Annotated in this window: 26 protein-coding genes and 1 riboswitch; of the genes, 15 read left to right on the forward strand and 11 right to left on the reverse strand. The window is 70.9% G+C overall.

The window, feature by feature from the left end:
* The first annotated feature begins 32 nt into the window (after positions 1-32).
* The 4 genes from ctaC (at position 33) to DP939_RS10445 (ending at position 4,253) form a co-directional block, all read left to right on the forward strand.
* Positions 33-803: an aa3-type cytochrome oxidase subunit II gene (ctaC, locus tag DP939_RS10430; protein WP_450097538.1), complete on the forward strand. Its 771-nt coding sequence runs from the start codon at positions 33-35 to the stop codon at positions 801-803.
* The gene (ctaD, locus tag DP939_RS10435) at positions 800-2,476 is read left to right on the forward strand and encodes an aa3-type cytochrome oxidase subunit I (RefSeq protein WP_113980424.1); all 1,677 of its coding nucleotides are present in this window, start codon (positions 800-802) and stop codon (positions 2,474-2,476) included. The genes ctaC and ctaD overlap by 4 nt, the downstream gene beginning before the upstream one ends.
* A complete protein-coding gene (locus tag DP939_RS10440) occupies positions 2,473-2,868 on the forward strand; it encodes a cytochrome c oxidase subunit 4 (RefSeq protein ID WP_113980425.1) in 396 nt (131 codons plus the stop codon). Before ctaD ends, DP939_RS10440 begins: the two co-directional genes overlap by 4 nt.
* 176 nt (positions 2,869-3,044) lie before the next feature.
* A complete protein-coding gene (locus tag DP939_RS10445) occupies positions 3,045-4,253 on the forward strand; it encodes a L,D-transpeptidase (RefSeq protein WP_225878151.1) in 1,209 nt (402 codons plus the stop codon).
* 126 nt (positions 4,254-4,379) lie between these two features.
* Here DP939_RS10445 and DP939_RS10450 read toward each other — a convergent pair whose 3' ends face one another.
* The 5 genes from DP939_RS10450 to ctaE form a co-directional block, all read right to left on the reverse strand.
* Positions 4,380-4,973 carry a superoxide dismutase family protein gene (locus DP939_RS10450; protein WP_113980426.1) on the reverse strand — a complete coding sequence of 198 codons (594 nt, stop codon included), beginning with the start codon at positions 4,971-4,973 and terminating at the stop codon, positions 4,380-4,382.
* Between the two features lie 209 nt (positions 4,974-5,182).
* On the reverse strand, positions 5,183-6,871 hold the full coding sequence (qcrB, locus tag DP939_RS10455) for a cytochrome bc1 complex cytochrome b subunit (protein ID WP_113980427.1): 1,689 nt from the start codon (positions 6,869-6,871) through the stop codon (positions 5,183-5,185).
* Positions 6,868-7,965, reverse strand: coding sequence for a cytochrome bc1 complex Rieske iron-sulfur subunit (qcrA, locus tag DP939_RS10460; protein WP_113980428.1), 1,098 nt, complete (start codon positions 7,963-7,965; stop codon positions 6,868-6,870). Before qcrA ends, qcrB begins: the two co-directional genes overlap by 4 nt.
* Positions 7,958-8,770: a cytochrome bc1 complex diheme cytochrome c subunit gene (gene qcrC / locus DP939_RS10465; RefSeq protein ID WP_113980429.1), complete on the reverse strand. Its 813-nt coding sequence runs from the start codon at positions 8,768-8,770 to the stop codon at positions 7,958-7,960. The genes qcrA and qcrC overlap by 8 nt, the downstream gene beginning before the upstream one ends.
* A 17-nt stretch (positions 8,771-8,787) precedes the next feature.
* A complete protein-coding gene (ctaE, locus tag DP939_RS10470) occupies positions 8,788-9,402 on the reverse strand; it encodes an aa3-type cytochrome oxidase subunit III (protein WP_111165740.1) in 615 nt (204 codons plus the stop codon).
* A gap of 203 nt (positions 9,403-9,605) precedes the next feature.
* Between ctaE and DP939_RS10475 the strand changes: the two genes are divergently transcribed.
* The 3 genes from DP939_RS10475 to DP939_RS10485 all read left to right on the forward strand — a co-directional run bounded on the left by DP939_RS10475 (position 9,606) and on the right by DP939_RS10485 (position 12,686).
* Entirely contained in the window at positions 9,606-10,091 is a 486-nt protein-coding gene (locus tag DP939_RS10475) for a hypothetical protein (protein WP_113980430.1), read from the forward strand.
* A 37-nt stretch (positions 10,092-10,128) separates the two neighbouring features.
* Positions 10,129-11,181, forward strand: a complete 1,053-nt coding sequence (gene trpD, locus DP939_RS10480; protein ID WP_113980431.1) for an anthranilate phosphoribosyltransferase — start codon at positions 10,129-10,131, stop codon at positions 11,179-11,181.
* A gap of 524 nt (positions 11,182-11,705) precedes the next feature.
* A complete protein-coding gene (locus DP939_RS10485) occupies positions 11,706-12,686 on the forward strand; it encodes a sensor histidine kinase (RefSeq protein ID WP_113980432.1) in 981 nt (326 codons plus the stop codon).
* Here DP939_RS10485 and DP939_RS10490 read toward each other — a convergent pair.
* The 6 genes from DP939_RS10490 to DP939_RS10515 are packed head-to-tail and all read right to left on the reverse strand — an operon-like array spanning position 12,670 to position 17,316.
* Entirely contained in the window at positions 12,670-12,957 is a 288-nt protein-coding gene (locus DP939_RS10490; RefSeq protein ID WP_113980433.1) for an Lrp/AsnC family transcriptional regulator, read from the reverse strand. The two genes, DP939_RS10485 and DP939_RS10490, sit on opposite strands and share 17 nt — an antisense overlap.
* Before the next feature lie 55 nt (positions 12,958-13,012).
* Positions 13,013-14,740 (reverse strand): DEDD exonuclease domain-containing protein, encoded by a 1,728-nt coding sequence (locus DP939_RS10495; RefSeq protein WP_263972307.1) that lies wholly within the window; start codon positions 14,738-14,740, stop codon positions 13,013-13,015.
* Between the two features lie 55 nt (positions 14,741-14,795).
* Positions 14,796-15,068, reverse strand: coding sequence for a hypothetical protein (locus DP939_RS10500; RefSeq protein ID WP_113980435.1), 273 nt, complete (start codon positions 15,066-15,068; stop codon positions 14,796-14,798).
* A gap of 22 nt (positions 15,069-15,090) precedes the next feature.
* The gene (locus DP939_RS10505; protein WP_113980436.1) at positions 15,091-16,605 is read right to left on the reverse strand and encodes a PH domain-containing protein; all 1,515 of its coding nucleotides are present in this window, start codon (positions 16,603-16,605) and stop codon (positions 15,091-15,093) included.
* The gene (locus DP939_RS10510) at positions 16,602-17,084 is read right to left on the reverse strand and encodes a PH domain-containing protein (protein WP_113980437.1); all 483 of its coding nucleotides are present in this window, start codon (positions 17,082-17,084) and stop codon (positions 16,602-16,604) included. The genes DP939_RS10505 and DP939_RS10510 overlap by 4 nt, the downstream gene beginning before the upstream one ends.
* Before the next feature lie 4 nt (positions 17,085-17,088).
* Complete coding sequence (locus tag DP939_RS10515) at positions 17,089-17,316, reverse strand: hypothetical protein (RefSeq protein WP_113980438.1); 228 nt, start codon at positions 17,314-17,316, stop codon at positions 17,089-17,091.
* A gap of 113 nt (positions 17,317-17,429) precedes the next feature.
* Here DP939_RS10515 and DP939_RS10520 point away from each other — a divergent pair, with 113 nt between their 5' ends.
* The 8 genes from DP939_RS10520 (at position 17,430) to DP939_RS10555 (ending at position 26,409) form a co-directional block, all read left to right on the forward strand.
* The gene (locus tag DP939_RS10520) at positions 17,430-18,617 is read left to right on the forward strand and encodes a sensor histidine kinase (RefSeq protein WP_113980439.1); all 1,188 of its coding nucleotides are present in this window, start codon (positions 17,430-17,432) and stop codon (positions 18,615-18,617) included.
* A complete protein-coding gene (locus tag DP939_RS10525; RefSeq protein ID WP_113980720.1) occupies positions 18,614-19,282 on the forward strand; it encodes a response regulator in 669 nt (222 codons plus the stop codon). Before DP939_RS10520 ends, DP939_RS10525 begins: the two co-directional genes overlap by 4 nt.
* 108 nt (positions 19,283-19,390) lie before the next feature.
* Positions 19,391-20,713: an NYN domain-containing protein gene (locus DP939_RS10530; protein WP_113980440.1), complete on the forward strand. Its 1,323-nt coding sequence runs from the start codon at positions 19,391-19,393 to the stop codon at positions 20,711-20,713.
* Between the two features lie 104 nt (positions 20,714-20,817).
* Positions 20,818-21,786 carry a C40 family peptidase gene (locus tag DP939_RS10535; protein WP_225878152.1) on the forward strand — a complete coding sequence of 323 codons (969 nt, stop codon included), beginning with the start codon at positions 20,818-20,820 and terminating at the stop codon, positions 21,784-21,786.
* Positions 21,787-22,061: 275 nt separating this feature from the next.
* On the forward strand, positions 22,062-22,271 hold the full coding sequence (locus DP939_RS10540) for a cold-shock protein (protein ID WP_111165672.1): 210 nt from the start codon (positions 22,062-22,064) through the stop codon (positions 22,269-22,271).
* Positions 22,272-22,911: 640 nt separating this feature from the next.
* Positions 22,912-23,093, forward strand: a riboswitch (cyclic di-AMP (ydaO/yuaA leader).
* 103 nt (positions 23,094-23,196) lie between these two features.
* Positions 23,197-23,718 (forward strand): C40 family peptidase, encoded by a 522-nt coding sequence (locus tag DP939_RS10545; RefSeq protein ID WP_113980442.1) that lies wholly within the window; start codon positions 23,197-23,199, stop codon positions 23,716-23,718.
* Positions 23,719-24,010: 292 nt separating this feature from the next.
* Complete coding sequence (locus DP939_RS10550; RefSeq protein ID WP_225878153.1) at positions 24,011-25,264, forward strand: M48 family metallopeptidase; 1,254 nt, start codon at positions 24,011-24,013, stop codon at positions 25,262-25,264.
* Positions 25,261-26,409 carry a glycosyltransferase family 4 protein gene (locus DP939_RS10555; protein WP_113980443.1) on the forward strand — a complete coding sequence of 383 codons (1,149 nt, stop codon included), beginning with the start codon at positions 25,261-25,263 and terminating at the stop codon, positions 26,407-26,409. Before DP939_RS10550 ends, DP939_RS10555 begins: the two co-directional genes overlap by 4 nt.
* The last annotated feature ends 10 nt before the right edge of the window (positions 26,410-26,419 follow it).

Here is a 26,419-nt window from a genome sequence, read left to right on the forward strand (position 1 = left end):
GTGCGACACGGCGTCCGTTGGCCCGTCGCAGGGTGCCACGTGCCGCCGTTCTGGCGTTGCTGCTGGCCTCGGCGACGGCATGCAGTAATGAAGTTGCGGCCGAGTGGTCGCGTGGCGGCATGCCAGAATCCGTGACCAGACAGGGCGACATAGTCCAGAGCCTGTGGAACGGGTCGTGGATCGCGGCGCTCGCCACCGGTGCGGTCGTCATCGGCCTCATCGTGTGGGCGTGCATCTTCCATCGCAAGAAGAAGCACAGTGACCAGGAGCTGCCGCCGCAGGTGAGGTACAACCTGCCGATCGAGATCCTCTACACCATGGTCCCCGTCATCATGGTCGCGGTGTTCTTCTACTTCACCGCCAGGGATCAGAACGAGCTCGGCAAGCTCACCGGCACCGCCGCGGTGAAGGTGCGAGTTGACGCCTTCCAGTGGAGCTGGCGGTTCACCACCGACTACAACAAGCAGAAGGTCAGCGTGATCGGCCGCCCGGCGAGCAGCTACATGGCGGCCGAGGCCCCCGAGCTGGTGCTGCCGGTCGGCTCCAAGGTCGAGTTCGACCTGCGCTCGCCCGACGTGATCCACTCCTTCTGGATTCCTGCCTTCCTGTTCAAGCGGGACGTGATCCCGGGGGTCGACACGAACAAGTTCGAGGTCGACACGCTCAACGAGACCGGCACGCACGCCGGCCGGTGCGCCGAGCTGTGCGGCTACGACCACAGCCGGATGCTGTTCCGGGTGAAGCTCGTGGAGAAGGCAGAGTTCGACAGGTACATCGCCGAACAGGCGAGGAGCACGCAGTGACCGCCATCAACGAACCCATCCACCAGACCATCACGCCGGTGCCCACCCGCAAGGGTTCGGTCATCGCGCGCTGGGCCTCCTCCACGGACCACAAGATCATCGGTCACATGTACCTGATCACGTCGTTCGTGTTCTTCCTGATCGGCGGCGTGATGGCGCTGGTCATGCGGGCCGAGCTGGTCGCGCCCGGCCTGCAGCTGGTGAGCAGGGAGCAGTTCAACCAGCTCTTCACCATGCACGGCACGATCATGCTGCTGCTGTTCGCGACCCCGCTGTTCGCCGGGTTCGCCAACGAGCTGATGCCGCTGCAGATCGGCGCGCCGGACGTGGCCTTCCCCCGCCTGAACATGGTGAGCTACTGGATGTTCCTGTTCGGGGGCCTCATCACCATCAGCGGCTTCGTGACCCCGGGCGGCGCGGCCAGCTTCGGCTGGTTCGCCTACACGCCGCTGTCCAACGCGGTCAGCTCGCCCGGAGTGGGCGGCGACCTGTGGATCATGGGCCTGGTGCTGGCCGGTCTCGGCACGATCCTCGGCGCGGTCAACTTCATCACCACGATCATCTGCATGCGCGCGCCCGGCATGACGATGTTCCGGATGCCGATCTTCACCTGGAACGTCCTGCTCACCTCCATCCTGGTGCTGCTGGCCTTCCCGGTGCTGGCCGCCGCGCTGCTCGCCCTGGAGGCCGACCGCAAGCTCGGCACGCACATCTTCGCCCCTGAAAACGGTGGCGCGATGCTGTGGCAGCACCTGTTCTGGTTCTTCGGGCACCCGGAGGTCTACATCATCGCGCTGCCGTTCTTCGGCATCGTGACCGAGGTGCTGCCGGTCTTCAGCCGCAAGCCGGTGTTCGGGTACATCAGCCTCATCGGCGCGACCATCGCCATCGCCGGCCTGTCGCTGACGGTGTGGGCGCACCACATGTTCCCAACGGGACAAGTGCTCTTGCCGTTCTTCTCGTTCATGACGTTCCTGATCGCGGTACCGACCGGCGTGAAGTTCTTCAACTGGATCGGCACGATGTGGCGCGGGCATCTCAGTTTCGAGTCGCCCATGCTGTTCTCGGTCGGGTTCCTGATCACCTTCCTGCTGGGCGGCCTGACCGGCGTCATCCTGGCCTCGCCGCCGCTGGACTTCCACATCAGCGACACCTACTTCGTCGTGGCCCACTTCCACTACGTGGTGTTCGGCACGGTGGTGTTCGCGATGTTCGCCGGCTTCTACTTCTGGTGGCCCAAGTTCACCGGCAGGATGCTGAACGACCGGCTGGGCAAGGTCCACTTCTGGACGCTGTTCATCGGCTTCCACACCACGTTCCTGGTGCAGCACTGGCTGGGCGTGATCGGCTTCCCCCGGCGGTACGCCGACTACAGCCCGATCGACGGGTTCACCAACCTCAACGTGATCTCCTCGGTCGGTGCGTTCATCCTGGGCGCGTCCACGCTGCCGTTCCTGTACAACGTGTGGCGCACCTGGCGCTCGGCCCCGAAGGTCACCGTGGACGACCCCTGGGGCTTCGGAAACTCGCTGGAGTGGGCCACCTCCTGCCCGCCGCCGCGACACAACTTCACCTCGCTGCCGCGGATCCGCTCTGAGCGTCCCGCGTTCGACCTGCACTACCCGCACGTCACGGCCAAGTCCAGAGGCCAGTTGGAGGAGATGAGCCAATGAAGGTTCAGGGCTGGCTTTTCCTGTTCTGCGGCGTGTTCTTCGGCCTGGTGGGCGTCGTCTACTGGTTCTGGTCGGGCGAGCCGGTGGGCACCACCGCGCTGGCCATCTCCGTGGGCTTCGCCCTCATGATCGGCTACTACCTGATGTTCACCGCGCGCCGGATCGGGGCGCAGCCGGAGGACGACAAGAAGGCCGAGATCAGCGATGGCGCGGGGGAGATCGGCTTCTTCAGCCCGCACAGCTGGTGGCCACTGTTCGTCACCGCGGCTGCGGCGCTGGCGTTCGTCGGCTTCGTGATCGGGTGGTGGCTGTTCATGATCGGCGTGGCCTGCATCATCATGACCTCGATCGGCTTCGTGTTCCAGTACTACCGGGGGCACTTCTCGCACTGATCAACTTCCCCGCCGGATAAAGCGCGTCACAACGGGTGGTCGAACCTCATCGATCACCCGTTTTGGCGTTCTTTGCCGGTGAAGTGCAGCATTACGAGCACTCTTGCCGTCACTGTGGGTAATAACCCCGATAGTGGGCGGGCCTGGCATGTCAGGCCCGACGGGGGGAGTCACAGGTGGGGCACGCAATCCGGGTATCGGCACATGGCGCGGGACTGCTCGTACTGGCCCTGACGGCATCGTGTTCGTCAGGTGCCACCGCCTCGGAGGGCGAACGCAAGGGCCCCGACGCGCGGGTCACCGTCGTCCCCGCGAACTCCGCGGGCAATGTGGCGCCGGACGCGCCCGTCGTCGTGTCCGCGCAGCACGGCACCATCTCGGAGGTGACCGTCACCTCGCCCAAGGGGGCCCTGAACGGCGTTTACAGCGCCGACCGCACCCAGTGGCGCAGCAGGGACGTCGGCACGCCCGGCACCACCTACACGGTCACGGCGGCGGCCACCAACGCCGACGGCAAGGTCATCCGGGCGACCAGCACGTTCTCCACGGTGACGCCGAAGAGCGCCTTCAAGGTCGAGAACATCCTGCCGCACAAGGACGACACCGGGCTGACCGTGGGCGTCGGGATGCCCATCATGATCTCCTTCGACAAGGAGATCACCGACCGGGTCGGCGTGGAGCGCAACCTGATCGTCCAGTCCTCCAAGCCGGTGCTCGGCGCATGGCACTGGTTCGACGAGAAGACCGTGCACTACCGGCCGAAGACCTTCTGGCCGGCCGGCACCAGGGTACGGCTGATCGCCCGGCTGGCCGGCGCGCACGGCGGCGAGGGCATGTACGGGACGAAGAACCACGTGCTCGACTTCAAGGTCGGCCGCTCGCAGATCACCAGCGGGAGCCTGAACGACCACGTCATGCGGGTCAAGCGGAACGGGAGGGTGATCCGCACCATCCCGTTCAGCGCGGGGCGGGGCGGGGTGATGAAGTACCACACCACCAGCGGCGTCCACCTGGCCATGTCCCGGGAGGGGGTCACCGTGATGACCTCGCCCGACGCCGGGCCGGGCCAGGCGGGGTACTACCAGCTCACGGTGTACAACACCGTCCGCATCTCCAACAGCGGGGAGTACATCCACAGCGCGCCCTGGTCGGTCGGCTCACAGGGCAACTCCAACGTCAGCCACGGCTGCGTCAACGTCAGCCCGTCGCACGCCAAGTGGTTCCTGGACAACACGCTGATCGGGGACCCGATCATCCTGACCGGCTCGCCGCGGCGCCTGGAGCCGCTGAACGGGTGGGGCCACTGGCAGGAGAGCTGGCCGGAGTGGCTGCGCTGGACCAGCCTGGGCTCCGCCTTCACGACCGACCCCTACACCGCCTCCTGAGGCGTCTCAGGGCGTTCTGAGGGGGCGTGGGCCATACCGCCGCCCCCCGAAGGTTCGTGTGACCCCGTGCCCGGCCGGTGGCCGCCACCGGCCGGGCTTCGCAGGGTCCGTATCGGGGGGCAGGGGCTACTTGATGATCCCGCAGGCGAAGCGGCCGCCCGCGTCGCCGGTGCGCTTGGTGGCGTCGTCGGGGCCGTTCGGGGCGTAGCGCTCGGGGATGTGGGCGAGGTTGTCGGGCAGCGCGTGGATGATGATCGCGCTGCCGTCGGCGTCGTTGAGCTGGCCCAGCCGGAACTTGTCGGTCACGACGCTGGCCGTGCTGGTGCCGTCACCTGCGGCGAGCAGCGGCGGAAGGTCGCCGGAGTGCGCGCCGTGCGTGCCCTGGCCGAGATTGAAATGGCCGCCGGCGGTGAAGAAGGGCGAGACGTTTCCGGTGGAAGGGTCGACCGCTTTGGGGTCGCACACGCCGGTCGCGTGGATGTGGAATCCGTGGAAGCCCTCGGAGAGCCCGCGCGCCGAGACGGTGACGCGGGACTTGCCGTATCCCTGGTTGGCGATCGTGAGGCGGCCGATGGCGTTGCCCTCGACGTCGCGGATGACGGCCGAGGAGGCGTGTCCCCCCTGGGCCGACGTGGCCTCGGCGATGGCGGAGACGCCGACGGCCGCGACGCCCGCGGCGAGCACGGTGGCGATGGCCAGATGAGTTCTGCGGAGCGGCATCACGAACCTGTCCCTCTGAAGGTAGCGTTTCGGTCTTACCGAGGGTAAAGGAACACGTTTGGTCAGTCGTCCCTATTGGAATAGGGATTGCATATCATTTTTCCACGGTTTTGCGTTATAGGACATTCGCTACGAAAACCGCGAAAGGGGCCCGGGATAGGACATCCCGGGCCCCTTGGCGCGTTGTGGCGACGCGCGTTCCGCCGTGGTCAGCGATCCAGCGTCCGGCCTTCGCCGCCCGCTCCGATGCCGGCGTGCTCCTCGTGCTCCCCGATCTCCGCGTGGGCGCCGTGGTCGTCGCCGTGCGGCTGCTCCAGCGGGATCTTCTCCCCGCCGTAGGCGCGGCTCATCCGCCCGCGCAGACGGCCCAGCGGGCCGCGCATGCCCTTCGGCGGGATGCCCTTCCCGTCCGCTCCGCCGGGGAGGGCCGGGATGGGCGTCTTGCCGCGTACGTGGGCCTCGATGTCCTCGGCCGGCGGCACGTGGACCTCGATGAACTCACCGTGCGGCAGGCGCTTGATCACACCCGACTCGACGCCGTGGCCGATCACCTCGGCGTCCTTGCGCTGCAGCCCGAGGCACATGCGGTAGGTGATGATGTACGCCAGGATCGGGCCCACGATGACCGCGATCTGGCCGAACCTGGTGATCGTGAAGAGCGAGATGTGGAAGGTGGCCGCGAGTTCGTCGTTCGCGCCCAGCAGCCACAGCACGCCGTAGAAGGTGATCGCCGACATGCCGATCGAGGTGCGGTGCGGGTTGTTGCGCGGCCGGTCGACGACATGGTGCTCGCTCCGGTCGCCGGTGACCCACTGTTCGATGAACGGATACAGCGCCAGGCCCGTCATGACGATCCCCAGCGGTAGCAAGGCCGGGATGATCACGCTCATCGGCAGCGTGTAGCCGAGGACGTTGATCTCCCAGGCCGGCATGATCCGCAGCGAGCCTTCGAGGAAGCCCATGTAGAAGTCGGGCTGCGAACCCGCCGAGATGTCCGCCGGTGTGTACGGCCCGAACAGCCAGATCGGGTTGATCTGCGCGAACGTGCCGAGCGCGGCCAGGATCCCGAACGTGAACAGGAAGTACGAGCCCGCCTTGAGCGCGAAGGACGGGAAGAACGGGCCGCCCACGACGTTCATGTTCGTGCGTCCCTTGCCCGGCTGCTGCGAGTGCTTCTGCACCCACATCAGCACCATGTGCGCGGTGACCAGCGCAACCAGGATGGCGGGGATCAGCAGGACGTGCAGGGTGTAGAACCGGGAGATGACATCCTCACCCGGATATTCCCCGCCGAACAGGAAGAACGAGATGTAGGTGCCCACCAGCGGCAGCGAGATCGCCACGCCCTGGGTGATCCGCAGGCCCGCGCCGGACAGCAGGTCGTCCGGCAGTGAGTAGCCGGTCAGGCCCTCGGCCAGGGCCAGCGTGAAGAGCAGGATGCCGATGATCCAGTTCAGCTCACGCGGCTTGCGGTACGCGCCGGTGAAGAACACCCGGAGCATGTGGGCCATCATCCCGGCGATGAAGAGCAGCGCCGCCCAGTGGTGGATCTGCCGGATCAGCAGGCCACCGCGGACCTCGAAGCTGATGTGCAGCGACGAGGCGTACGCCTCGGACATCATCACGCCGCGCAGCGGCTCGTAGGGACCGTCGTAGATGACGTGACCCATGCTGGGCTTGAACCAGAGCGTCAGGAACGTACCGGTCAGCAGCAGGATGATGAACGAGTAGAGCGCGATCTCGCCAAGCAGGAACGACCAGTGGTCGGGGAAGACCTTTCGCATGTTGCGCCGGATGAAGTTTCCGGCGCCGATGCGCTGGTCGAGGTAGCTGCTCGGTCCTGAGACGGCCTTGGGGATTTCAGCGGTTTCCGGCCGGTGGCCGCCTTCGGTGCTCATACCTGGCCTCCCTTCTGCCGGTACTCCGCCTCGGCGTCACCGCGTTCCCAGAAGCTCGGACCGACCGGGACCGGGAAGTCCCCCGTGGCGATGAGGTAGCCCTCCGCGTCCACGTCGATCGGGAGCTGGGGAAGCGGCCGGGCCGCCGGGCCGAAGACCACCTTCGCGCCGTCCGTGGCGTCGAACGTCGACTGGTGGCAGGGGCAGAGGATGTTGTGCGTGTTCTGCTCGTACAGCGCCGCCGGGCACCCGACGTGGGTGCAGATCTTGGAGTAGGCGACGATCCCGTTGTGGGTCCAGTTCTTGTTCGTCCCGGACTTGATCTCCTCGGGCCGCAGGTTGATCAGGATCACCGTGGCCTTGGCGAGGACGGTCAGGTCGTGCTCGTACCCCTCGGGCACCACCGACAGCAGGCCGCCGGGGGTGTTGAAGTCGGCGGCCCGGATGGGCTGGCCGGTGCCCTCGACGAGGAGCCGCAGCGGCTTGCCTTCCTTGGTCTTCTCGCCCCAGACCGTGTGCCGGAGCTTGGTCTCCGGCAGCGGGCCGAGGTCGCGCAGCAGCACCACCGGGGCCAGCCCCAGCGGGGCCACCGCGGCTAGCAGCGTGCGGCGCAGCAGCTTGCGCTTGACGAAGCCGCTCTCCTCCACGCCCTGCACGAACTTCTCGGCGACGTCGCGCCTGGTCTCCCGGTCGGAGGCCATCACGTGCCGCTCCTGGATGACGCTGTACTTCGGCAGCACCATCCGGGCCCAGACCACCATGCCGAGGGCCAGGCCGAGCAGGGCCAGCGTCAGCGTGCCGCCGAGCGCGAGGTTGGAGGCCGCGGTGCCGTCCAGGTCGCCGACCTGGAAGATCACGTACGAGGCGATGAAGCCGATGCCCGCCAGGAAGGTGATGGTGAAGCAGAGCGCGGCGAGGCGCTCGCCCTTCTTCACTATCCGCGGGTCCTGCGGCTTGACCCCGGCCACGACGGCGGGCGCGGCGGGCTTGTCCTCGCCGAGCAGCGCGGGTTCCGTGGCCGCGGCTGGAGTGCCGATGACGCGCTTGGGAACGCGTTCTTCCGGCCGTTCGAACTCAGGGTTGTGGTCAGTCATTGGCCTGTCGCCTCTTAGCGGTGATCCAGATGGCTGCGAGCACAAGGCCGCCGATTCCCACGATCCAGGCCACCAGGCCCTCGGTCACCGGGCCGATCCGGCCGAGCCCGAAACCGCCCGGGTCGGTCTGCCCGCGGACGCTCACGATGTAGGCGATCATGTCGCGCTTCTGCTGGGGGGTGATCGTGGAGTCGTTGAAGACCGGCATCGCCTGCGGGCCGGTGATCATCGCCTCGTAGATCTGGGCGGGGGAGGAGCTGTTGAGGTTGGGGGCGTACTTGCCCTGGGTGAGCGCCCCGCCCGCGCCCGCCCAGTTGTGGCAGCTGATGCAGTTCGCCCGGAACAGCTCGCCGCCCTTGGCCGGGTCGCCCTTGGCCGGGTCCACCTGGTCCTTGCTGGGGACGGTGGGGCCGCCGCCGAGGGACTGGACGTAGGCGGCGATCTGGTCGATCTTCTCCTGCGTCACCCAGGCGGGCAGCGGCTTGCGCGGTACCTGGGCGCCCACCGTGGTGGCGGGCATACGGCCGCTGCTCATCTGGAAGTCGACCGCCGCGGCGCCCACGCCGACCAGCGTGGGCCCGTCCGCGGTGCCCCGCGCCTCGGGCCCGTGGCAGGTGAGGCAGTGCGACTTGAAGAGCTCCTCGCCGGCCTTCACGTCGTCGACCTTGCCCGACGCGATCGCCGCGTCGGCGCTCTGGCTCTTCGGAGAGAAGGCCGCATAGCCCACGCCCAGCAACGCCAGTGCGAAAAGCAGGACGGCGTATCTCGCGAGGGGATGCCGCCGCCTAGCGGTGATCCTGGTCACAGAGATCCCCGTTCCTGTTACTTGATCACGTAGATGGTCATAAAGAGGCCGATCCAGACAACGTCGACGAAGTGCCAGTAGTAGGACACGACGATCGCGCTGGTCGCCTGCTCATGGGTGAAGCGCTTCGCGGCGTACGTGCGTCCCAGCATGAACAGGAACGCGATCAGTCCACCGGTCACGTGCAAGCCGTGGAAACCCGTGGCCAGGTAGAAGATGGAGTCATAGGCCGAGTGGGAGAGGGTGTGCCCCTCGCCGGCGAGCTGGCCGTACTCGTAGACCTGGCCGATCACGAAGACCAGGCCCATCAGGAAGCTGACGGTATACCAGAACCGCAGCTTGCTGACCTGGCCCTTTTCCGCGGCCCACACGCCCATCTGGCACGTCACACTCGACAGGACCAGGATGATCGTGTTGACCGTTGAGAACGGGACGTTCAGGTGAGCCTCGGGCCAGTGATGCCCCTGGCCGATGGTCACTGACCGGATGGTGAAGTACATCGCGAACAGCGCCGCGAAGAACATGAGCTCAGAGGACAGCCAGACGATCGTCCCGACGCTGACCAGGTTGGGCCGGCGAGACGAGTGTGCTGTCGTCGTCGTGATTGCGGATGCTGTCGCCACGGGCAGCATTATTGCGGCTCCCCTGCTCGGGTCGCCGCACGACCCCCCGTTAGGTGGAACAAAGCGCACACCAACAAGGGCAAACCGGACAATTGCCTGGCTGGGGCCTCCAAGCTGGGTATCCACCCGCCTCGCCCGGTACGATCCCTGTTGACCATACCTCTTGGCCGCGCCGCACCGCCCGATGGCCGGCGGCCCGCCAGGAGACACCGATGTTGGAAGCGAGCATCACCTTGGGCACCGAACCGGCCGCGGACGTCAAGATGAAGGTTCTCGTCTACAGCGACGACGCCGCCACCAGAGAGAAGGTACGCCTGGCCATCGGCAGGCGGCCCGCCGCCGACGTGCCGGCGGTGGAGTTCGTGGAGTGCGCGACGCAGCCCAAGGTTCTGCAGCACTTCGACTCCGGTGAGATCGACGTGGCCGTGCTGGACGGCGAGGCGCGGCCCGCGGGCGGCATGGGCGTCGCCCGCCAGGCCAAGGACGAGGTCTACGACTGCCCGCCGATCTGCCTGGTCGTCGCCCGCCGCGATGACCGCTGGCTGGCCAACTGGTCGCGCGCCGAGGCCGTCGTGGCCCAGCCGCTCGACCCGATCGCCCTGGCCGAGGCCGTGGCCGACCTGATGCGGCAGCGGCTCGCCCGCACCGCGCTGCCCGCGCAGCCCGCGGGACACGCCGAAATCCCGCCCGCCCGGTAGCCGCCCGGCGGACCGCCGGCTCATGACTGGAGATCCCATGGACGCGCGCACCACCTGGCCCGCGCTGCTGTCGGCCCTGCTCGCCGGAGAGCACCTCACCACCGACGAGACGGCCTGGGCGATGAAGGAGATCATGACGGGCTCGGCGACGCCCGCCCAGATCGCCGGCTTCGCCGTGGCGCTGCGCGCCAAGGGTGAGACGGTGGCCGAGGTCACCGGCCTGGCCCGGGTCATGCTCGACCTGGCCACCCCGCTGCGGGTGGAGGGCCCGGTCGTCGACATCGTGGGCACCGGCGGCGACCGTGCCCACACCGTCAACGTCTCGACGATGGCGGCTATCGTCACCGCCGCGACGGGGGCGCGGGTCGTCAAGCACGGCAACCGCGCGGCCTCCTCCTCCTGCGGGGCGGCCGACGTGCTCGAACACCTGGGCATCACCCTGGAGATGTCGCCGGACGACACCGCCGCCGTGGCCGTCGAGGCCGGGATCGCCTTCTGCTTCGCACCGGCCTACCACCCGGGCTTCCGCTTCGCCGGGCCGCCGCGCCGGGAGCTGGGCGTGCCGACGTTCTTCAACTTTCTCGGGCCGCTGACCAATCCGGCCAGGCCCGCGGCGCAGGCGATCGGCGTCTTCGACGCGCGCATGCTGCCGGTGGTGGCGGGGGTGTTCGCCGAGCGCGGGGTGTCGGCGCTGGTGTTCCGCGGCGACGACGGGCTGGATGAGCTGACGCTCGCGACCACCTCCACGGTGTGGGTGGTCGGCAACGGCACGGCCACCCAGGTCACCTTCGACCCGGCCACGATCGGCATCCCCCGGTCGAGCGTCGAGTCCCTGCGCGGCGGCGACGTCGAGTTCAACGCCCAGGCCGTACGCGACCTGGTGGCGGGCAAGCAGGGCCCGGTCCGCGACGCCGTCCTCCTGAACGCCGCGGCGGGCATCGTCGCCGCGACCGGCACCGCCACCGGCGACGACCTGGACACGGCCATGGCCGAGGCCCACACCCGCGCCGCCGAGGCCGTCGACTCCGGCGCCGCCGCCACCACCCTCGACCGCTGGATCGCCACCAGCCGCGCCCACAGCCACGGCTGACAGCCCGCCGGTGACCGGGCCTGGCCGTGCCCGGCTGCAGGTGCGCCCGGGCCTGCGTGTCGGGTACGCCGGTACCTCGGTGGCGCCCGGCCGTACCCGGCTGTGGGCTCGGCCGTGTCCCCGGGGCATGGACGGCGGTCGCCACGCGGGCGGCAGCGGCCGGTCCTGGTCGTCCTGGCTGTCGGTGTGCCTGAGTCCGCGGGTTGGAAGCCCGTCAGACCGCAGTCCTGGGGCCTATCGGGGTGCCCCGCGGGCGGGGCCGCTGGATAGCGGTCGGCCGAGTCTGTCGCGTCGGCTGGAGCCGAGCATCCCGACTCCAGAGTCGGTGGACGGTGGAGCGCAGGGCGGGGCGTCGATCGTGGGGTGCTGCCGGTCCTGCATGTCATCGCCGGGCTGTGGGCCTCCGTCTGCTGCAGGTGGGGTCAGCCCAGCACCTGGGCCGGGGCGGGTCCGCATGGTGGGGGAGCGGGGGTCATCCTGGGTGGGGATGTCCGGGGGCCGGTAGGGGGCCTACGCTCCCCGGCATGCGGCGTCTCGACCTTGTGGTCGCCATCGTCCACCCCATCGTCGTGTGGGTCCCCGCGGTGCTGCTGGCAGGTGCGCTCGGGCTGCTCGGCGGCTGGGCCGTGCGCGCGCGGCGCAGGGTGTCCGCGCTGTCGGAGCGGGTGCGGGAGCAGCGGGCCGAGCTGGACCGGGCGGTGGTGGCCGGGGAGCGGCAGGTGATCGCGGGCGAGGTGCACGAGGTGGTGGCGCACGTGGTGTCGGTGATGACCCTGCGCGTCGGCGGTGCGCGGCTGGTCATGCGCCGCGATCCCGAGCAGGCCGAGGCCGCCATGCGCGAGGCCGAGGACGCCGGTCGGCTGGCCGTGGCGGAACTACGGCGCCTGGCGGCGCTGCCGCGGCCCGCGGAGCGGCCCAAGGCGGATCTCGCGGGCCCGCATGAACCGGACGGCATCCCGCCGATTGGTGTGAACGGGAACGCTCGAATCGGACATCGCGCAGGCCGGCCGGTCCAGGCCGCGGAAAGGTTCCACCACTCCGCAGGACGCGATCACGAACCCCCGCCCGGGTCTTCGGGGCGGGAGCCGTTGCCGGGGCTGGGGGATCTGGCTCGGCTGGTGGCCGAGGCGCAGGCGGGCGGGCTGGTCGTACGGCTCGGCGTGACAGGGGAGCCGCCGCCGCTGTCGCCGATGTTCGAGGTGTCGGTGTGCCGGATCGTGCAGGAGGCGCTGGCCAACGCCGTACGGCACGGCGCCGCCCGCACCGCCGAGGTGTCGCTGCACTGGGGCTCCGGCGTACTGGACCTGCTCGTACGCGACCACGGCACCGCCGGGGCCAAGGCCGTGACCCCCGGCAGGGGGCTCGCCGGAATGGGAGCGCGGGCCGCCCTCTTCGGCGGCACGCTGTCGGCCGCCGCGCATCCCCGCGGCGGCTTCGAGGTGCGGGTCAGGCTGCCGACCGCCGGAGCGGGGCCCGGCGGCGGCGAGGTCAGTCGGCCTCGTTGAGCCCGATGGAGAAGGCCGCCTCAAGGTCGTGCTTGGAGTAGGTGCGGAACGCCAGGTGCGTCTCGGTGTGCCGGACCCCCACGACCTTGTTCAGCCGGCCGGGCACCAGGTCGGCGACCTGCTCATAGGCGCGCACCCTGATCATGGCCAGCAGGTCGAACTCGCCTGTGATGGAGTAGACCTCGCTCACCCCGTCGATGTCGGCGATCTCTTTGGCCACCTGCGGGATCCGGTCGACCTCGGCCTTGATGTGCACGATCGCGGTGACCACGAGCCCCTCCTTCGGTGACCTGCCAGGATGGCCTCCACCCTATCGCGGCAGTCGATCACCGCAGCGGACGCCCCTCCCGCTCGCTGTCCCGCCGCAGCGCCCGGTAGGCCCGCTCGATGCGGCCGCGCAGCCGGGCCGCCCCCCAGGCGGGCATGCTCCATCCGTCGTCGGCCTGCACCAGGCGGACCCCCGGCGACTCCAGCCAGCGCAAAATGCACTCGGTCTCCTCCGCGGTGGCCGCCGGAGTGGGGCCGGGGCCGGGGCGTACGGTCTCGGCGGTGGACACCAGGGCGTCGACGAAGGGGGTGGGGTGCGCGCCGCGCGGCATCACCCCGGCGGCGGCGAGCCTGCCGTACCGGACGACGTGGATGTCCCAGCCGCCGCCGAAGGCGGGGCTCGCGGCCACGAGCTGGGGCAGCCGGGTCAGCGACCGCAGGCGCTGCATGCGCGCGGCGGCGCGGATATAGGCGGCCAGCCGGTCGCGGTCGGCGGCGGCCTCCTCGTAGCGCTGCTCGACCGACAGCCGCTCCATCCGGGCCTGGATGGCGGCGTAGACCGCCGAGGCGTCGTGCTCCATCGCGCGGCGCACCGCCTCGGCGTGCACGGCGTACCCCGCCTGGCTCTCCCGCCCCTCGCAGGGCGCGCCGCAGCGGCCCAGCTCGGCCAGCGCGCACGCGGTGCGGGACGGCCGCAGGCTCAGCCGCTCGGTGCAGCGGCGCAGCGGGATCGCCTCGTGCAGGGCGCTCCTGGCGTCTTCGGCGGCGCGGCTGCTGCCGAACGGCCCGAGGTAGGCCGCCTCGTCGTCGCGGACCTCACGGACGATCGACAGCCGCGGGAACGGCTCGTCGGTGAGCTTCAGCCACACCGCCCGCTCGGGAAAGCGGGAGCGGCGGTTGTAGCGCGGCTTGCCCGCCGCGATCAGCCGCAGCTCCCTGACCTCGGCCTCCAGCCCGGTGGCGCACACGATGGTGCGGACCCGCTCGGCGACGCCGATCATCTCGCGGATCCGGCGGCGGGTCTCGCTCGCGGTGAAGTAGCTGCGCACGCGGGTGCGCAGGCTGCCGCTCTTGCCGATGTACAGCGCCTCGCCGCGGTCGTCCTCGAAGACGTAGACGCCCGGCGCGGCGGGCACCGCGTCGGCCAGGTGGCGCTTGCGCCGCTGCTCCGGCGTGGGGGCGCGGACGAACCCCTTCAGCTCCTCCAGGGTGTGCACGCCGAAGGAGCCCGCGCGTTCGAGCAGGGCGTGCAGCACGTCGGTGGTGGCCCTGGCGTCGGCCAGGGCCCGGTGGGAGGGCTCTGTCGAGCTGCGGAAGATCCGGGCGAGCGTGGCCAGCTTGCAGTTGGGCGCCTCGTCGCGAGTGAGCATCCGCCGGGCCAGGTCGGCGGTGTCGACCACCGGGTTGGCCGGTGGCGGGTATCCGTGCGCCGCGCACGCCGCCTTGATGAAGCCCATGTCGAAGGGGGCGTTGTGGGCCACCAGGGTGGCGCCCTTGATGAACTCCAGAAAGGACGGCAGCACCGAGGCGAACTTCGGCGCCGCCGCCACCATCGCGTCGGTGATGCCGGTCAGCACCGCGATGAACGGCGGGATCGGCCCGCCGGGATCGACCAGCGTGGCCAGCTCGCCGACCACCTGACCGCCCAGCACCTTGACCGCGCCGATCTCGGTGATCGCGTGCTCGGCGGGTGAGCCTCCCGTCGTCTCCAGGTCGAACACCACGAATGTCACCTGGTCGAGTGGCGTGCCCAACTCGTCGAGCGCCCCCTGCACAGCGATCTCCACGCTCTTGACCATAAGGGCGGCCACCGACATATTCCCGGATTCAACGGTTTTGGATTCACGGCTGCGCCTGCCGCAGGCGGTCGGCCCGGATGCCCCGCAGCAGCGCCTCCGCGGTCAGCGCGACGGCGGCGAACGCGGCGACCAGGGCCGCGCCCGCGACCATGGCGACCAGTCCGAGGGACGGCTCGTACAGCAGCGGCGGCGTGCTCGGCGCGGTCGCGAACTCCGGCACGCGCGGCAGCGCCACCCGTGTGGCGAGCAGGCCCGCGCCGGCCCCTGCGAGGACCTCCCGTCCGCCTGCCTCGCGGGTGAGGGCCTGGCAGGACAACGCCGGCGCGGCGTGACAGTGCCTAGGCGGACGTCACGAACCCGTCACGATCTCCGCTGGCCCGGAAAGGGGCCACCAGTCCGGGGACGGCCCGGTCGGCCAGCTCGACCGCCGCGGCCTCCGCGGCGTCGTGGACGGTGTAGGAGCCGTGCCCGGCGGCGGTGGTGGCGACCAGCGTCGCCAGCCCGGCGCGGCGCTGGAAGACCGACTGGCGGAAGTGCCAGCCGATGATCCCGGCGCGGTCGAGCGCGACGGTGCGGCGCACCGCCGTACCGGACCTGGCGACCAGGTGGCGGCCGGTGAGCCCGTGCCCGAGCCCCCGGTAGGCGTCGGCGGCGAAGAAGGCGGCGGCCGGTACGGCGGCGGCCGGGAGCGCCCACGCCCACCACGGCATCCAGGCGAACAGCGCATCCAGCGCCGCCGTGGCCACGGCGAGGGTCACCACGGCGAACCCGGCCCAGCGCATCCGCCGGGCGCGCGCGGCCTTCGGATGCGCCCGCAGCGCGACGGGCTCGCCCGGGGAGATCTCCTGGGCCACCCGAAGCGCCTCCGGCAGCGGCACCGGCGGGGTCAGGGCGTCGGCGCGCTCGGTCTCCTTGTCGTTCTTCGACAGGCCGGTGACGACCGCCTTGACCCGCGCGCCGCCGCCCCAGCGCAGCAGCAGCGGCTGGGACAGCTCGACGCCGCGCAGCCGCCGTTCGGTGAGCGTCAGCGAGCGGGTGGTCAGCAGGCCCCTGCGCAGCCGCAGGGTGCCGCTCGGCTCGCGGTCCAGCCGGTAGCGCCACCACGACTCGACGAACAGCGCGACCGCGCCGGCCGTCCCGACCAGCAGGTTGGCCGCTAGCAGCAGCACGATCAGCAGCCACGCCGGGACCACGCGTAGCCGGTCCCACAGGTCGCCGAGCGCGTCCAGGGAGAACAGCTCCACGCCGATGATGTCCAGCGCGCGGTGGGCCACGCCCACCAGGACGGCGCCGCCGACGAACGCCCACACGGTCAGCGGGGCGTAGCGGAGCCACGCCCAGCGCAGCTCGGCGATGGGGGCCTCGTCCTGCGGCGTGCCGTGCGTCTCCGGGCCCCCGTGCAGGAGCGTGCGGCGCAGCCGGTCGGCCTCGGCCCGCCCGACCGGGTCGAGCGTCAGTTCGGCCTTGTCGTCGGCGGCCCGCTCGCCGGTGCCGACCTTGACCACCGCCAGGCCGAGCACGCGGCGCACGGGGTCGGCGGTGACGTCCACCGTGCGGACCCGGTCCCTGGGGATGGACCGGTGCTCGCGCACCATGATCCCCGAGCGCAGCTCCACGCGTTCGCCGGTGATCCGGTACGTCGTGGCGCGCCAGCGCAGCACGTCGTAGATCACCACCCCGATGACGATCAGCACCGCCGCCCCGGCGTCGGCGGCGACCACCGGCCGCAGCGCCACCTCCTTGTCCAGCAGGACCTTGGTCAAGACCGTGACCAGCGGGACGACCAGTGCCATCGACATCACCGCGGAGGCCAGGAAGGTGCGCCGGTGCAGGCGCAGCCACTCGCCGCTCATGTGGCGTCCCCCGGCGTGCGCTGGGTGATCTCGGTGAGCCGTTCGGCCAGCCCGGCGGCGAGCGCGTGGTCCAGGCCCTCGATCTTGATCGCGCCCGCCGACGAGGCCGTGGTCACCGTCACGTCCGACAGCCCGAACAGCCGCTGCAACGGGCCGCGTACCGTGTCCACCGTCTGGATGCGTGACATCGGCGCGATCCGCCACGACCGGAACAACCACCCTGAGCACGTATAGACGGCCTCGTCCGTCACCTCCCAGCGGGAGAAGCGGTAGTACGCCCGCGGCCAGGCCAGCGCCAGCGCGAGCAGCGCCAGGACGAAGAGGGCCGCCACCGCCGCCAGCCACAGCGGCCGGTCGGTGAACAGCGCGTACGGCACGCCCACGGCCACCGCGGCCACCAGGACCCCGATCAGCCCCTGGACGGTCCACCAGGTGACGGCCCGCCGGTCGGCCCGGTTGCGCGGAGGTCGAAGATCCATCGGTTCAGCCCTCCTCGCGGCCGGAGGACCTGCCGGCCGCCCGCGCGGCGGCGCACAGGGCCACGCCGAGCACGCCGACAACGATGCTGGCGAAGATCTCGTGCCCGTCCAGGGCCGGGATATGGTTGACCAGAAACCAGCTCGGCGTGGAGCTGCCCAGCAGGTTGTTCAGCGCCCCGCCCACGGCCTGGACGATGCACAGCACCCCGGCGACGTCCAATATCACTTTCATGCGTCCGACGATCGCGGACCGCGCCGCCGGGGCGCTTCGGCCGGAGGGCGGCCCCGGCATCGACTTTGGTAGCTGTCGTCGCATCCGTTCGACCACGTAACCTGCACGTCAGGATGAGTACCGAGTATCGCTGGCTGCTGCCCGCGGCCCTGATCGGCACCCTGGAGGAGCGGCCGGGGCGGCCCGCGCGGCGTACCCCTCGCGACTGGGCCGTGGACATCACCATGTTCGTGCTGGCCTGCCTGATCACCCTGGTCTTCCTGGGCGATCTCGCGGGCAGGCCGCGGGAGGTGGTGGTCGCCGAGCAGGTCCTGGGGGCGCTGTCGTGCGCGGCGGTCTGGCTGCGCCGCAGGTGGCCGGTGGGGCTGGCGCTCACGCTCGCGCCGCTGTCGGCGTTCTCGCTCCTGGTCTCGGGGCCGCTGCTGATCGCGGTGTTCACGGTGGCGGTCCACCGGCCGTTCCGGTACATCGTGCTGATCATGGTGCCGCACCTGCTGGCCCTGCTGCCCTACGGCTGGCTGTACCCCGATCCCGAGTTCGGCTTCGCCGGGACGATCCTCGTGGCGGTGCTGGTCTACCTGGTGCTGATCGCCTGGGGGATGCTCACCCGGTCCAGGCGGCAGATCGTGGTCACCCTGCGCGAGCGCGCCGACCAGGCGGCCGAGCAGGCCCGGCGGCTGGAGCGCGAGCGGATCGCCAGGGAGATGCACGACGTGCTGGCCCACCGCCTTACGCTGCTCAGCCTGCACGCCGGGGCGCTGGAGTTCCGCAAGGACGCCTCCGCCGAGGAGATCGCCACGGCGGCCGGGGCGATCAGGTCCGGCGCGCACGAGGCGCTCCAGGACCTGCGGGAGGTGATCGGCGTGCTGCGCTGGGACCGGCAGGGCGAGGCCCCCGAGCCGCCGCAGCCGACGATGGCCGACCTGAACGGCCTGCTGGAGGCGTCGCGGAAGGCCGGGATGGAGGTACGGCCCGCGCTGCGCGTGTCCGGCGAGCCGGAGGTGCCCGCGGCGCTCGGCCGTACGGTGTACCGGGTCGTGCAGGAGGGGCTGACCAACGCGCGCAAGCACGCGCCCGGCGTGCCGGTGACCGTCGCCGTGGACGGCGCACCCGGCCCGGGCCTGACCGTCGAGATCCGTAACCCGGCGCGTACGCCGGGCCGCCACACCGTCATCCCGGGCAGCGGCACCGGGCTGATCGGCCTTGCCGAGCGGACCGGCCTGGCGGGAGGGCGGCTGGAGCACGGAACGCGCCCCGACGGTGACTATGTGCTGCGCGCCTGGCTACCGTGGCCCTCATGAGCGCTCCCGCCGCCCCCATCAGCGTCCTGATCGTGGACGACGACGCCCTGGTGCGCGCCGGACTGTCCATGATCCTCGGCGGTGCCCCGGACATCGCCCTGGCGGGCGAGGCCGCCGACGGCGACGAGGTGCCCGCCATGGTCGCCAGACACCGCCCCGACATCGTGCTGATGGACATCCGGATGCCCAGGCTGGACGGGCTGGAGGCGACCGAGCGGCTGCGCGCCGCGCCCCGCCCGCCCGAGGTCGTCATCCTGACCACCTTCCACGCCGACGCCCAGGTGCTCCGCGCGCTGCGCGCCGGGGCCGCGGGCTTCCTGCTGAAGGACACCCCGCCGGGCGATCTGGTCGAGGCGATCCGCCGGGTCGCGGCCGGGGAGCCCATCCTGTCGCCCATCGTGACCAGGCAGCTCATCGATCATGTGGCCGACCCCTGGGCGGGCGACCGCCGCTCCCGCGCCCGTGAACTGCTGGACCGGCTGAGCGAACGCGAACGCGAGGTGGCGCTCGCCGTCGGCCGGGGCGGCTCCAACGCGGAGATCGGCGCCGAGCTTTTCATGAGCGTGGCCACCGTCAAGGCGCACGTCTCACGCGTCCTCACCAAACTGGAACTTAACAACCGCGTCCAGATCGCCCTGACCGTTCACGACGCAGGTCACGTCTAGGTCATGTCCGCCCCAGTACCGGACCAAGCCAGTTGCGTGACGGCCGTACCCTTGTCGGATAGACGTTTTTTCTGGAAGGGTGCCTGACGAGGGCTGAGGGGACATGGGATGAGTTCAGCCGATGAGGGCCTGTCTCGTCCGCTGCCCGAACAGGTAAGGGTCCACGTGGTCGATCTCGCGGCCCAGGTGCTCGGGACGATCCCGGGCCCGGCCGTGCCCGCGCCGCTGCGCGGGATCGCCAAGTTCGAGCCCCGTAAACGCGCCAGGTTGGGCGGCGCCGCGATCGCCGCCCAGCTGGAGACCGACAAGGAGTTCCGCGAGGTCGTCGCGGAGACGCTGGCCGCGGGCTGGCCCGAGCTGGTCTCCAGCCTGGCCGAGGGCACCGTGCCCCCCGCCGCCGATCCGGTGCTGGTCGCCGCCGCGGCCTACCTGACCCGCCCGCCCGGCTGGCCGGACATGGTGGAGTCCGCGCGGGCCGATCTCGCCCGCTCCGCCGCCGCCGCGGAGGGCTCCGCGCACGAGCAGACCATCGCGCGGCTGCGCGAACAGCTCGCCGGGCAGAAGGCGGCGGCCAAGGAGGAGATCGACCGCGTCCGCGAGCAGCTCAGGTCGGCCCGCGCCGAGATCGCCGACCTGCGCCGCAAGCTGCACGACGCGCGGGAACGCGCCAAGGCCGCCGACGCCAGGGCGGCCGACCACGAGCAGGCCGCCGAGGAGGCGTCGGCCGCGCTCGCCTCGGCGGGCAGCGCGGCCGAGACCGAGCTGCGCCGCACCCGCGAACGCCTCACGGAGGCCGAGCGCCAGCTCGAAGCGGGCCGCAGGTCCGCCCGCGAGGGCCGCAGCGCCGAGGACACCCGGGTGCGGGTGCTGCTGGACGCCCTCCAGGACGCGGCGGCCGGGCTGCGCAGGGAGCTGGCGCTGCCCTCGACGATCAGCCGCCCGGCCGACACGGTGAGCGCGGTCTCGCCCGACCGGCCGGGGGTGCGCGCCGTCCCGGCCCGCGCCCTGGCCGACGACGATCCGGCGCTGCTCGACCAGTTGCTGGCGCTGCCGCAGGTCCATCTGATCATCGACGGCTACAACGTCACCAAGACCGGGTACGGCACGCTCACGCTGGCCGACCAGCGCGGCCGGCTGCTGACCGGCCTCGGCGGGCTGGTCGCGCAGACCAGGGTCGAGGTGACGTGCGTCTTCGACGGGGCCGAGCTGAACGGCCCGGTGCCGGTCACCGCGCCGCGCGGCGTGCGGGTGATGTTCAGCGCGCCCGGCCAGATCGCCGATGACCTGATAAGGCAGCTCGTGCGGGCCGAACCGGCGGGCCGGGCCATCGCCGTGGTGTCCTCCGACCGGGAGGTCGCCGAGTCGGTGCGGCGGATGGGCGCGCGCCCGGTGCAGTCGTCGCTGCTGCTGCGCCGCCTCGGCCGCGCCTGAAGGATCTCAATCACGCCGAAAACGTGAGCCACACCTGCATAATTCTGTACTATTTCGCCCCAAGTCCGGAAACGTAAAGATTTGGGTTGATGCAGGTGAGGGTTGTGCGGATCCCCGTCGCCGCTGGGATCATTGTGGCCGCGTTGACCGTACCGCTCGGCGGGTCCGCCGTCGCTGATCCCAGACCGACCCTCCAGCAGGCCAAGGCGAAGCTGGCGAAGCTGAACGATCAGGCGGACAAGGTCGTCGACCAGTACAACGCGGCGACCGAGAAGCAGAAGAACGCCAAGAAGAAGTACCAGCGGCTCAAGGACGAGTACGCCAAGCAGAACGGCACCGTGGACGGCCTGCGCCGCCAGCTCGTCGGCATGGCCGTCACCGCCTACCAGGGCGCCGAGCTGAGCACCTGGCCGGGCATGATGGGCCAGCAGGACCCGGCGGCCATGCTCGTCGGCCTGGCCTCGATCAGCCAGCTCTCCGCGTCCCGCTCCCAGTCGCTGACCGCGTTCGACGCGGCCACCCGCGACCTGGTGCGCAAGCGGGACGCCGCCAAGAAGGCCCTGGGCGAGACCGAGAAGGTGCTCGACGAGGTCAGGGGCGAGAAGAAGAAGGTCGAAGGGCTGGTCAAGGAGCAGACCAAGCTGCTGCGCCGGCTCGGGGCCTTCCGCAACGGCGACCCGAACAGCCAGGGCGTCAAGTACACCGGCAGCGCCTCGGGCAACGCCCGCCAGGTGCTCAGCTTCGCCTTCGCCCAGATCGGCAAGCCCTACCGGTACGGCGGCACGGGGCCGGGCGGCTACGACTGCTCCGGGCTCACCCAGGCGGCCTGGCGCTCCGGCGGCGTGTCACTGCCCCGGACCACGTGGGAGCAGTGGCGCTGGGGCGCGGGCCGGAAGGTCTCGATGGACGCCCTCCAGCCCGGCGACCTGCTGTTCAGCCACGGGCTCGGCCATGTCGGGATCTATGCCGGCAATAACAAGATGGTCCACGCGCCGCAGACGGGCGACGTCATCAAGGTCGTCTCCCTCGACTCCTATGGCCGGGGCCGCTTCGTCGGGGCCATTCGCCCCTAATCGTGCGGGTTCGCGCGGGAGCACGAGGGTGCTCCCGCCACCGTTCGCCGTGGACGAACCGGGCAATGGCCGGAGTGCGGCACAGGCGGACGACGGGCGTGGTAGGTTAAAGGTGTTGCAGTTGTGGTACCCATAAGATTTCTTGTGCACCTGACGCGTTGTAACGGCCTCAGGTGCTTTTCTTTTTCCGGGCCTCTCCGGATGGGGGTCATCGCGGCGACACGGGGTCCGCACGGTGTGGGCCTCGTCTCTGCACCTGTCAGAAGGAGATAGGCATGAGCACGACCGGAACCGTGAAGTGGTTCAACTCCGAAAAGGGCTTCGGCTTCATCGAGCAGGACGGCGGCGGCGCCGACGTCTTCGCCCACTACTCCAACATCGTGTCCCAGGGTGGCTACCGTGAGCTGCACGAGGGCCAGCGCGTGGCCTTCGACATCACCCAGGGGCAGAAGGGCCCGCAGGCGGAGAACATCGTCCCTGCCTGACCTCGGGTCACCTGGCGGGCCGCGGGCCCGCCGAGCAGAGTACGGCCAGATCGCACGAGCGGTCTGGCCGTTTTCTTTTGTCCCGCCCGCCTCGCATCCGGCCTCCTCGCCTGTCGTGTCCCGGCAGCGGGCCCCATGGGCCCCTCAGAGCGCCGCTGACGCCCTTCCGTGCCTTCCGGGGGATCTGGCCCGGACCCGCCTCGGACCGCCCCTCGATCTCGGCACGGCCTTCCGGTTCGGGCGGACTCCCAGCGGGACGGGAGCTTAGCACGGCTTACCGCACCCTTTGCGGAGTTCGCGAAGAATGCCTTCTGTGACGCCAGTGAAGATCATGGGCTCCGGCGGCCATAAGTGATCTCTGTTACCGGATTCGCGAAATATGTGAGCAGTGTCACATCGGGCGCCGGGAACCCCATGTGGTGCGGGGGATTGGCGTGATCCACGAGGGCGTGTTCGATCTCCGCGCTTTGTCGGCCCTTTGCCGGAGTTTGGTGATGGGGGTACCTTCTCGCATCGCGGCGAACATGTCGATTCGCCGCACGACATCGGCCCGGATCCGCCGGTGTCGTTTCTCTGAATAGCGAGATCCGTCAGGTCACCGCCCGTCCGCCGCGACGCGTGCCGTACCCCCCGTTTCCGGGTGGTGACCCTGCCGAATCCATGCAGACATGAGGCATGGAGCCGGGGACCCAATGGACCCGTCCCGCACCGAGCGTTTCGCTGCGGGAAACGGCCAGGGGTGAATCGGCGCGCGAGCGCCGTAGGGCGAACTTCCCCGCCCGAATCCGTCAGCTAACCCGGTAGGCGTTCGTGGAAGAGTTGAGGAGCGACCCTGTCCGCATCCGTGCATGATTCGCGGCCGTCTCGCCGTGCCCGCCTTTCCCTCGGCGGCGCGGTCCTCACCGTCACCGCCTCTGTGGTGACGATGTCGCTGCAGGCCACTGCGGCGCAGGCGACGGCCGAACCCGAACCCGCCACCGTGCGGGCCGATCCGGCGAAAACGCCGTCCCCCGTCGCCGCCAAGGCGGAAGCCGGCGATTCCGCGGTCCCGGCGGCCAAGAAACTCAGCAAGGCCGCCGCGCAGCGGATCAAGGCCGCCAAGGCCGTTTCCGTGGCCAGGAAACAGGTCGGCGACCCCTATCGATGGGGAGGCAGCGGCCCCGGCGCCTTCGACTGCTCGGGCCTCGTTCAGTTCAGCTGGAAGAAGGCCGGGGTGCGGCTTCCCCGGGTTACCTACAGCCAGTACGCCCGCATCAAGAAGAAGGTGTCCTTCAAGAATCTGCGCCCGGGAGATCTGATGTTCTTCCGGGGCAAGGGCCACGTCGGCATGTACGTCGGCGACGGCAAGATGGTCCACTCGCCGAGCAGCGGAAAGACGGTCCGCGTCGAGAAGCTGAGCGGCTGGCGGAAGGCGAGTTTCAGCGGCGCCGTACGCCCGGGCCTCTGATCCCGGAAACGCCTTTTCCGAAGAACCGTGATCCGGGAAGGCGGCCCTTTCCTTCCGTCCCCCTCCGGCGGGGCGGGCCGCTTTCCCGGACCACCACAATTCCCCGCGAATCTGGAAATTGACCGCCCCCGGCCATAAAGATCCGTACCCCGCCGCACGGCGGTTCCATCCGCTTGAATAGGCTCCACGACCGGCCGGAGGACGTGGCGCGCACGCGCAGGTGTGGCTCCGCGACCGGCCGATCCTGGAGAATGCGCTACTAGATGTGGCGCCGGCGGGGGGAGTGGCTGACGTGCGGGGGGTGCGCGCGGCATGGGCCGCACTGGTGGTGCTCGGCCTGGTTCTCGCCGGGGTCGTCGCGATGACGACGCCGTGGCGGGCGCCGGCACAGGGCGTGCCCGAGGTGGCCGCAGATCCGGCCCGCGACTTCGCCGCGGCGGAGATCGCCCGGTCACAGGCGTTCGACACGGCGCTCAGCGTGCCCGCCTATCTGTCCCTCGCGCTCGGGCTGGCCTTCGCCGTGCTGCTGGTGGCGACGCCGTTCGGGGCGCGGGTGGTGCGGCGGGTGCCCGGTCCCTGGTGGGTCAAGGCGGTGGGCGGCGTGGTGGCGCTCACCGCGGTGGTGGAGCTGCTGCGGTGGCCGCTCGGCGTCTGGTCGGAGACCTACCTCCGCGAGTACGGCCTTTCCACGCAGACCTGGCTGTCGTGGAACATCGACCGGCTGAAGAACACCGCTGTGAGCACGCTGCTGACCGCGCTCATGGTGGTCGTGCTGATCGCGCTGGCGCGGAGGTTCGCGCGGTGGTGGATTCCGGCGGCGCTGGGCGCGTTCGCGCTGACGCTGGCCGCCTCGTTCGTCTACCCCGTCGTGGTGGAGCCGATCTTCAACGACTTCCGGCCCATGCAGGCGGGGAAGCTGCGCGATGACCTGCTGGCCATGGCCGGCCGCGACCGCGTACCGGTGAACGACGTGCTGGTCGCCGACGCCTCCCGGCGCACCACGGCCCTCAACGCGTACGTCTCCGGGTTCGGCGCGACCCGCCGCATCGTCGTCTACGACACGCTGCTCAAGGCCCCGGAGAAGGAGGTCGAGCTGATCGTGGCGCACGAGCTGGGCCACGCCAAGCGCGACGACGTCCTCTATGGCACGCTGATCGGCGGCCTCGGCGCGGCCTGCGGGGCGATCCTGCTCTACCTGGTGACCTCGTCCGGCGCGCTGCGCCGCCGCACCGGCGTGCCGTCGATCGCCGACCCCAGGGCCGTCGGCCTGCTGATGGGCCTGATGAGCCTGGCCACCTTCCTGTCCGGCCCGGCCCAGAACGTGGTCAGCAGGCACATCGAGGCCCGGGCCGACGTCCACGCGCTCGACCTGACCCGCGACCCGGGCACGTTCGTGGCGATGCAGCGGCGGCTGGCGCTCACCAACATCGCCGACCTCGCCCCCGACCCGCTGGAGTACCTGCTCTACTCCTCCCACCCCACGGCTCCCCAGCGGATCGCCGCCGCCCGTTCGTGGGCGCTGCGCGAGCGCGTGCCGGAGCCATGACGCCGCCCGGCGGGCCGCCGGAGCCGAACGGCACCGCCCGGACGCTGATCGTCACCAACGACCTCCCGCCCAGGCCGGGCGGGATCCAGGCGTTCGTCCACGGCCTGGCGATGCACCGCCCGCCCGGCTCGGTGGTCGTCTACGCGCCGCGCTGGCCCGGCTGCGAGGCGTTCGACGGCCGCCAGCCGTACCAGGTCGTGCGCCACCCCGGCGCGCTGATGCTGCCGCTGCCCGCCGTGGCCCGCCGGGCGGCCCGGCTGGTGCGGCTGCACGGGATCGAGACGGTCGTGTTCGGCGCGGCCGCGCCGCTCGGGCTGCTGGCCCCTACGCTGCGCGCGGCCGGGGCCCGGCGGGTCGTCATGCTCACCCACGGGCACGAGGCGTCGTGGGCGCGGCTGCCGGGCCCCCGCCAGGTCCTCGCCCGGATCGGCGCGCACGCCGACGTGGTGACCTACCTGGGCGAGTACACCCGGGGCAGGCTGGAGCGGGTGATCGACCCGGGCAAGCTGGCCAGGCTCACCCCGGGCGTGGACACGACGGTGTTCCGCCCCGGCGCGGGCGGGGCCGAGGTGCGCAAGCGGCTCGGGCTGTCCGGGCGTCCGGTGGCGGTGTGCGTGTCGCGGCTGGTCCCGCGCAAGGGCCAGGACGTCCTGGTGCGGGCCTGGCCGCGGGTGCTGCGGGCGGTGCCGGACGCCGTACTGCTGCTGGTCGGCGGCGGGCCGGGCCGCAGGACGCTGGAGCGGTCCGCGGCGCGGCTCGGCGGGTCCGTGCGGTTCACCGGACCGGTGCCCTGGACGGCCCTGCCCGCCCACTACGACGCGGGCGACGTCTTCGCGATGCCCTGCCGCACCCGGCTCGGCGGCATCGACGTGGAAGGGCTCGGCATCGTCTACCTGGAGGCGTCCGCGACCGGGCTGCCGGTGATCGCGGGCTCCTCGGGCGGCGCGCCCGACGCGGTACGCCACGGCGAGACCGGCCTGCTGGTGGACGGCACGTCGGTGGAGCAGGTCGCCGCCGCGCTCGTCGAGCTGCTGAGCGACCAGGGCAGGGCACGGGCGATGGGCGACCGGGGCCGGGCCTGGACCACGCGCGAGTGGTCCTGGCCCCTGGTGGCGGGCCGGTTCGCCGAGCTGCTGGCCCCCTGAGCGCCGCCCG

This window comes from Spongiactinospora rosea (genome assembly GCF_003315795.1).
Lineage (GTDB): Bacteria > Actinomycetota > Actinomycetes > Streptosporangiales > Streptosporangiaceae > Spongiactinospora > Spongiactinospora rosea.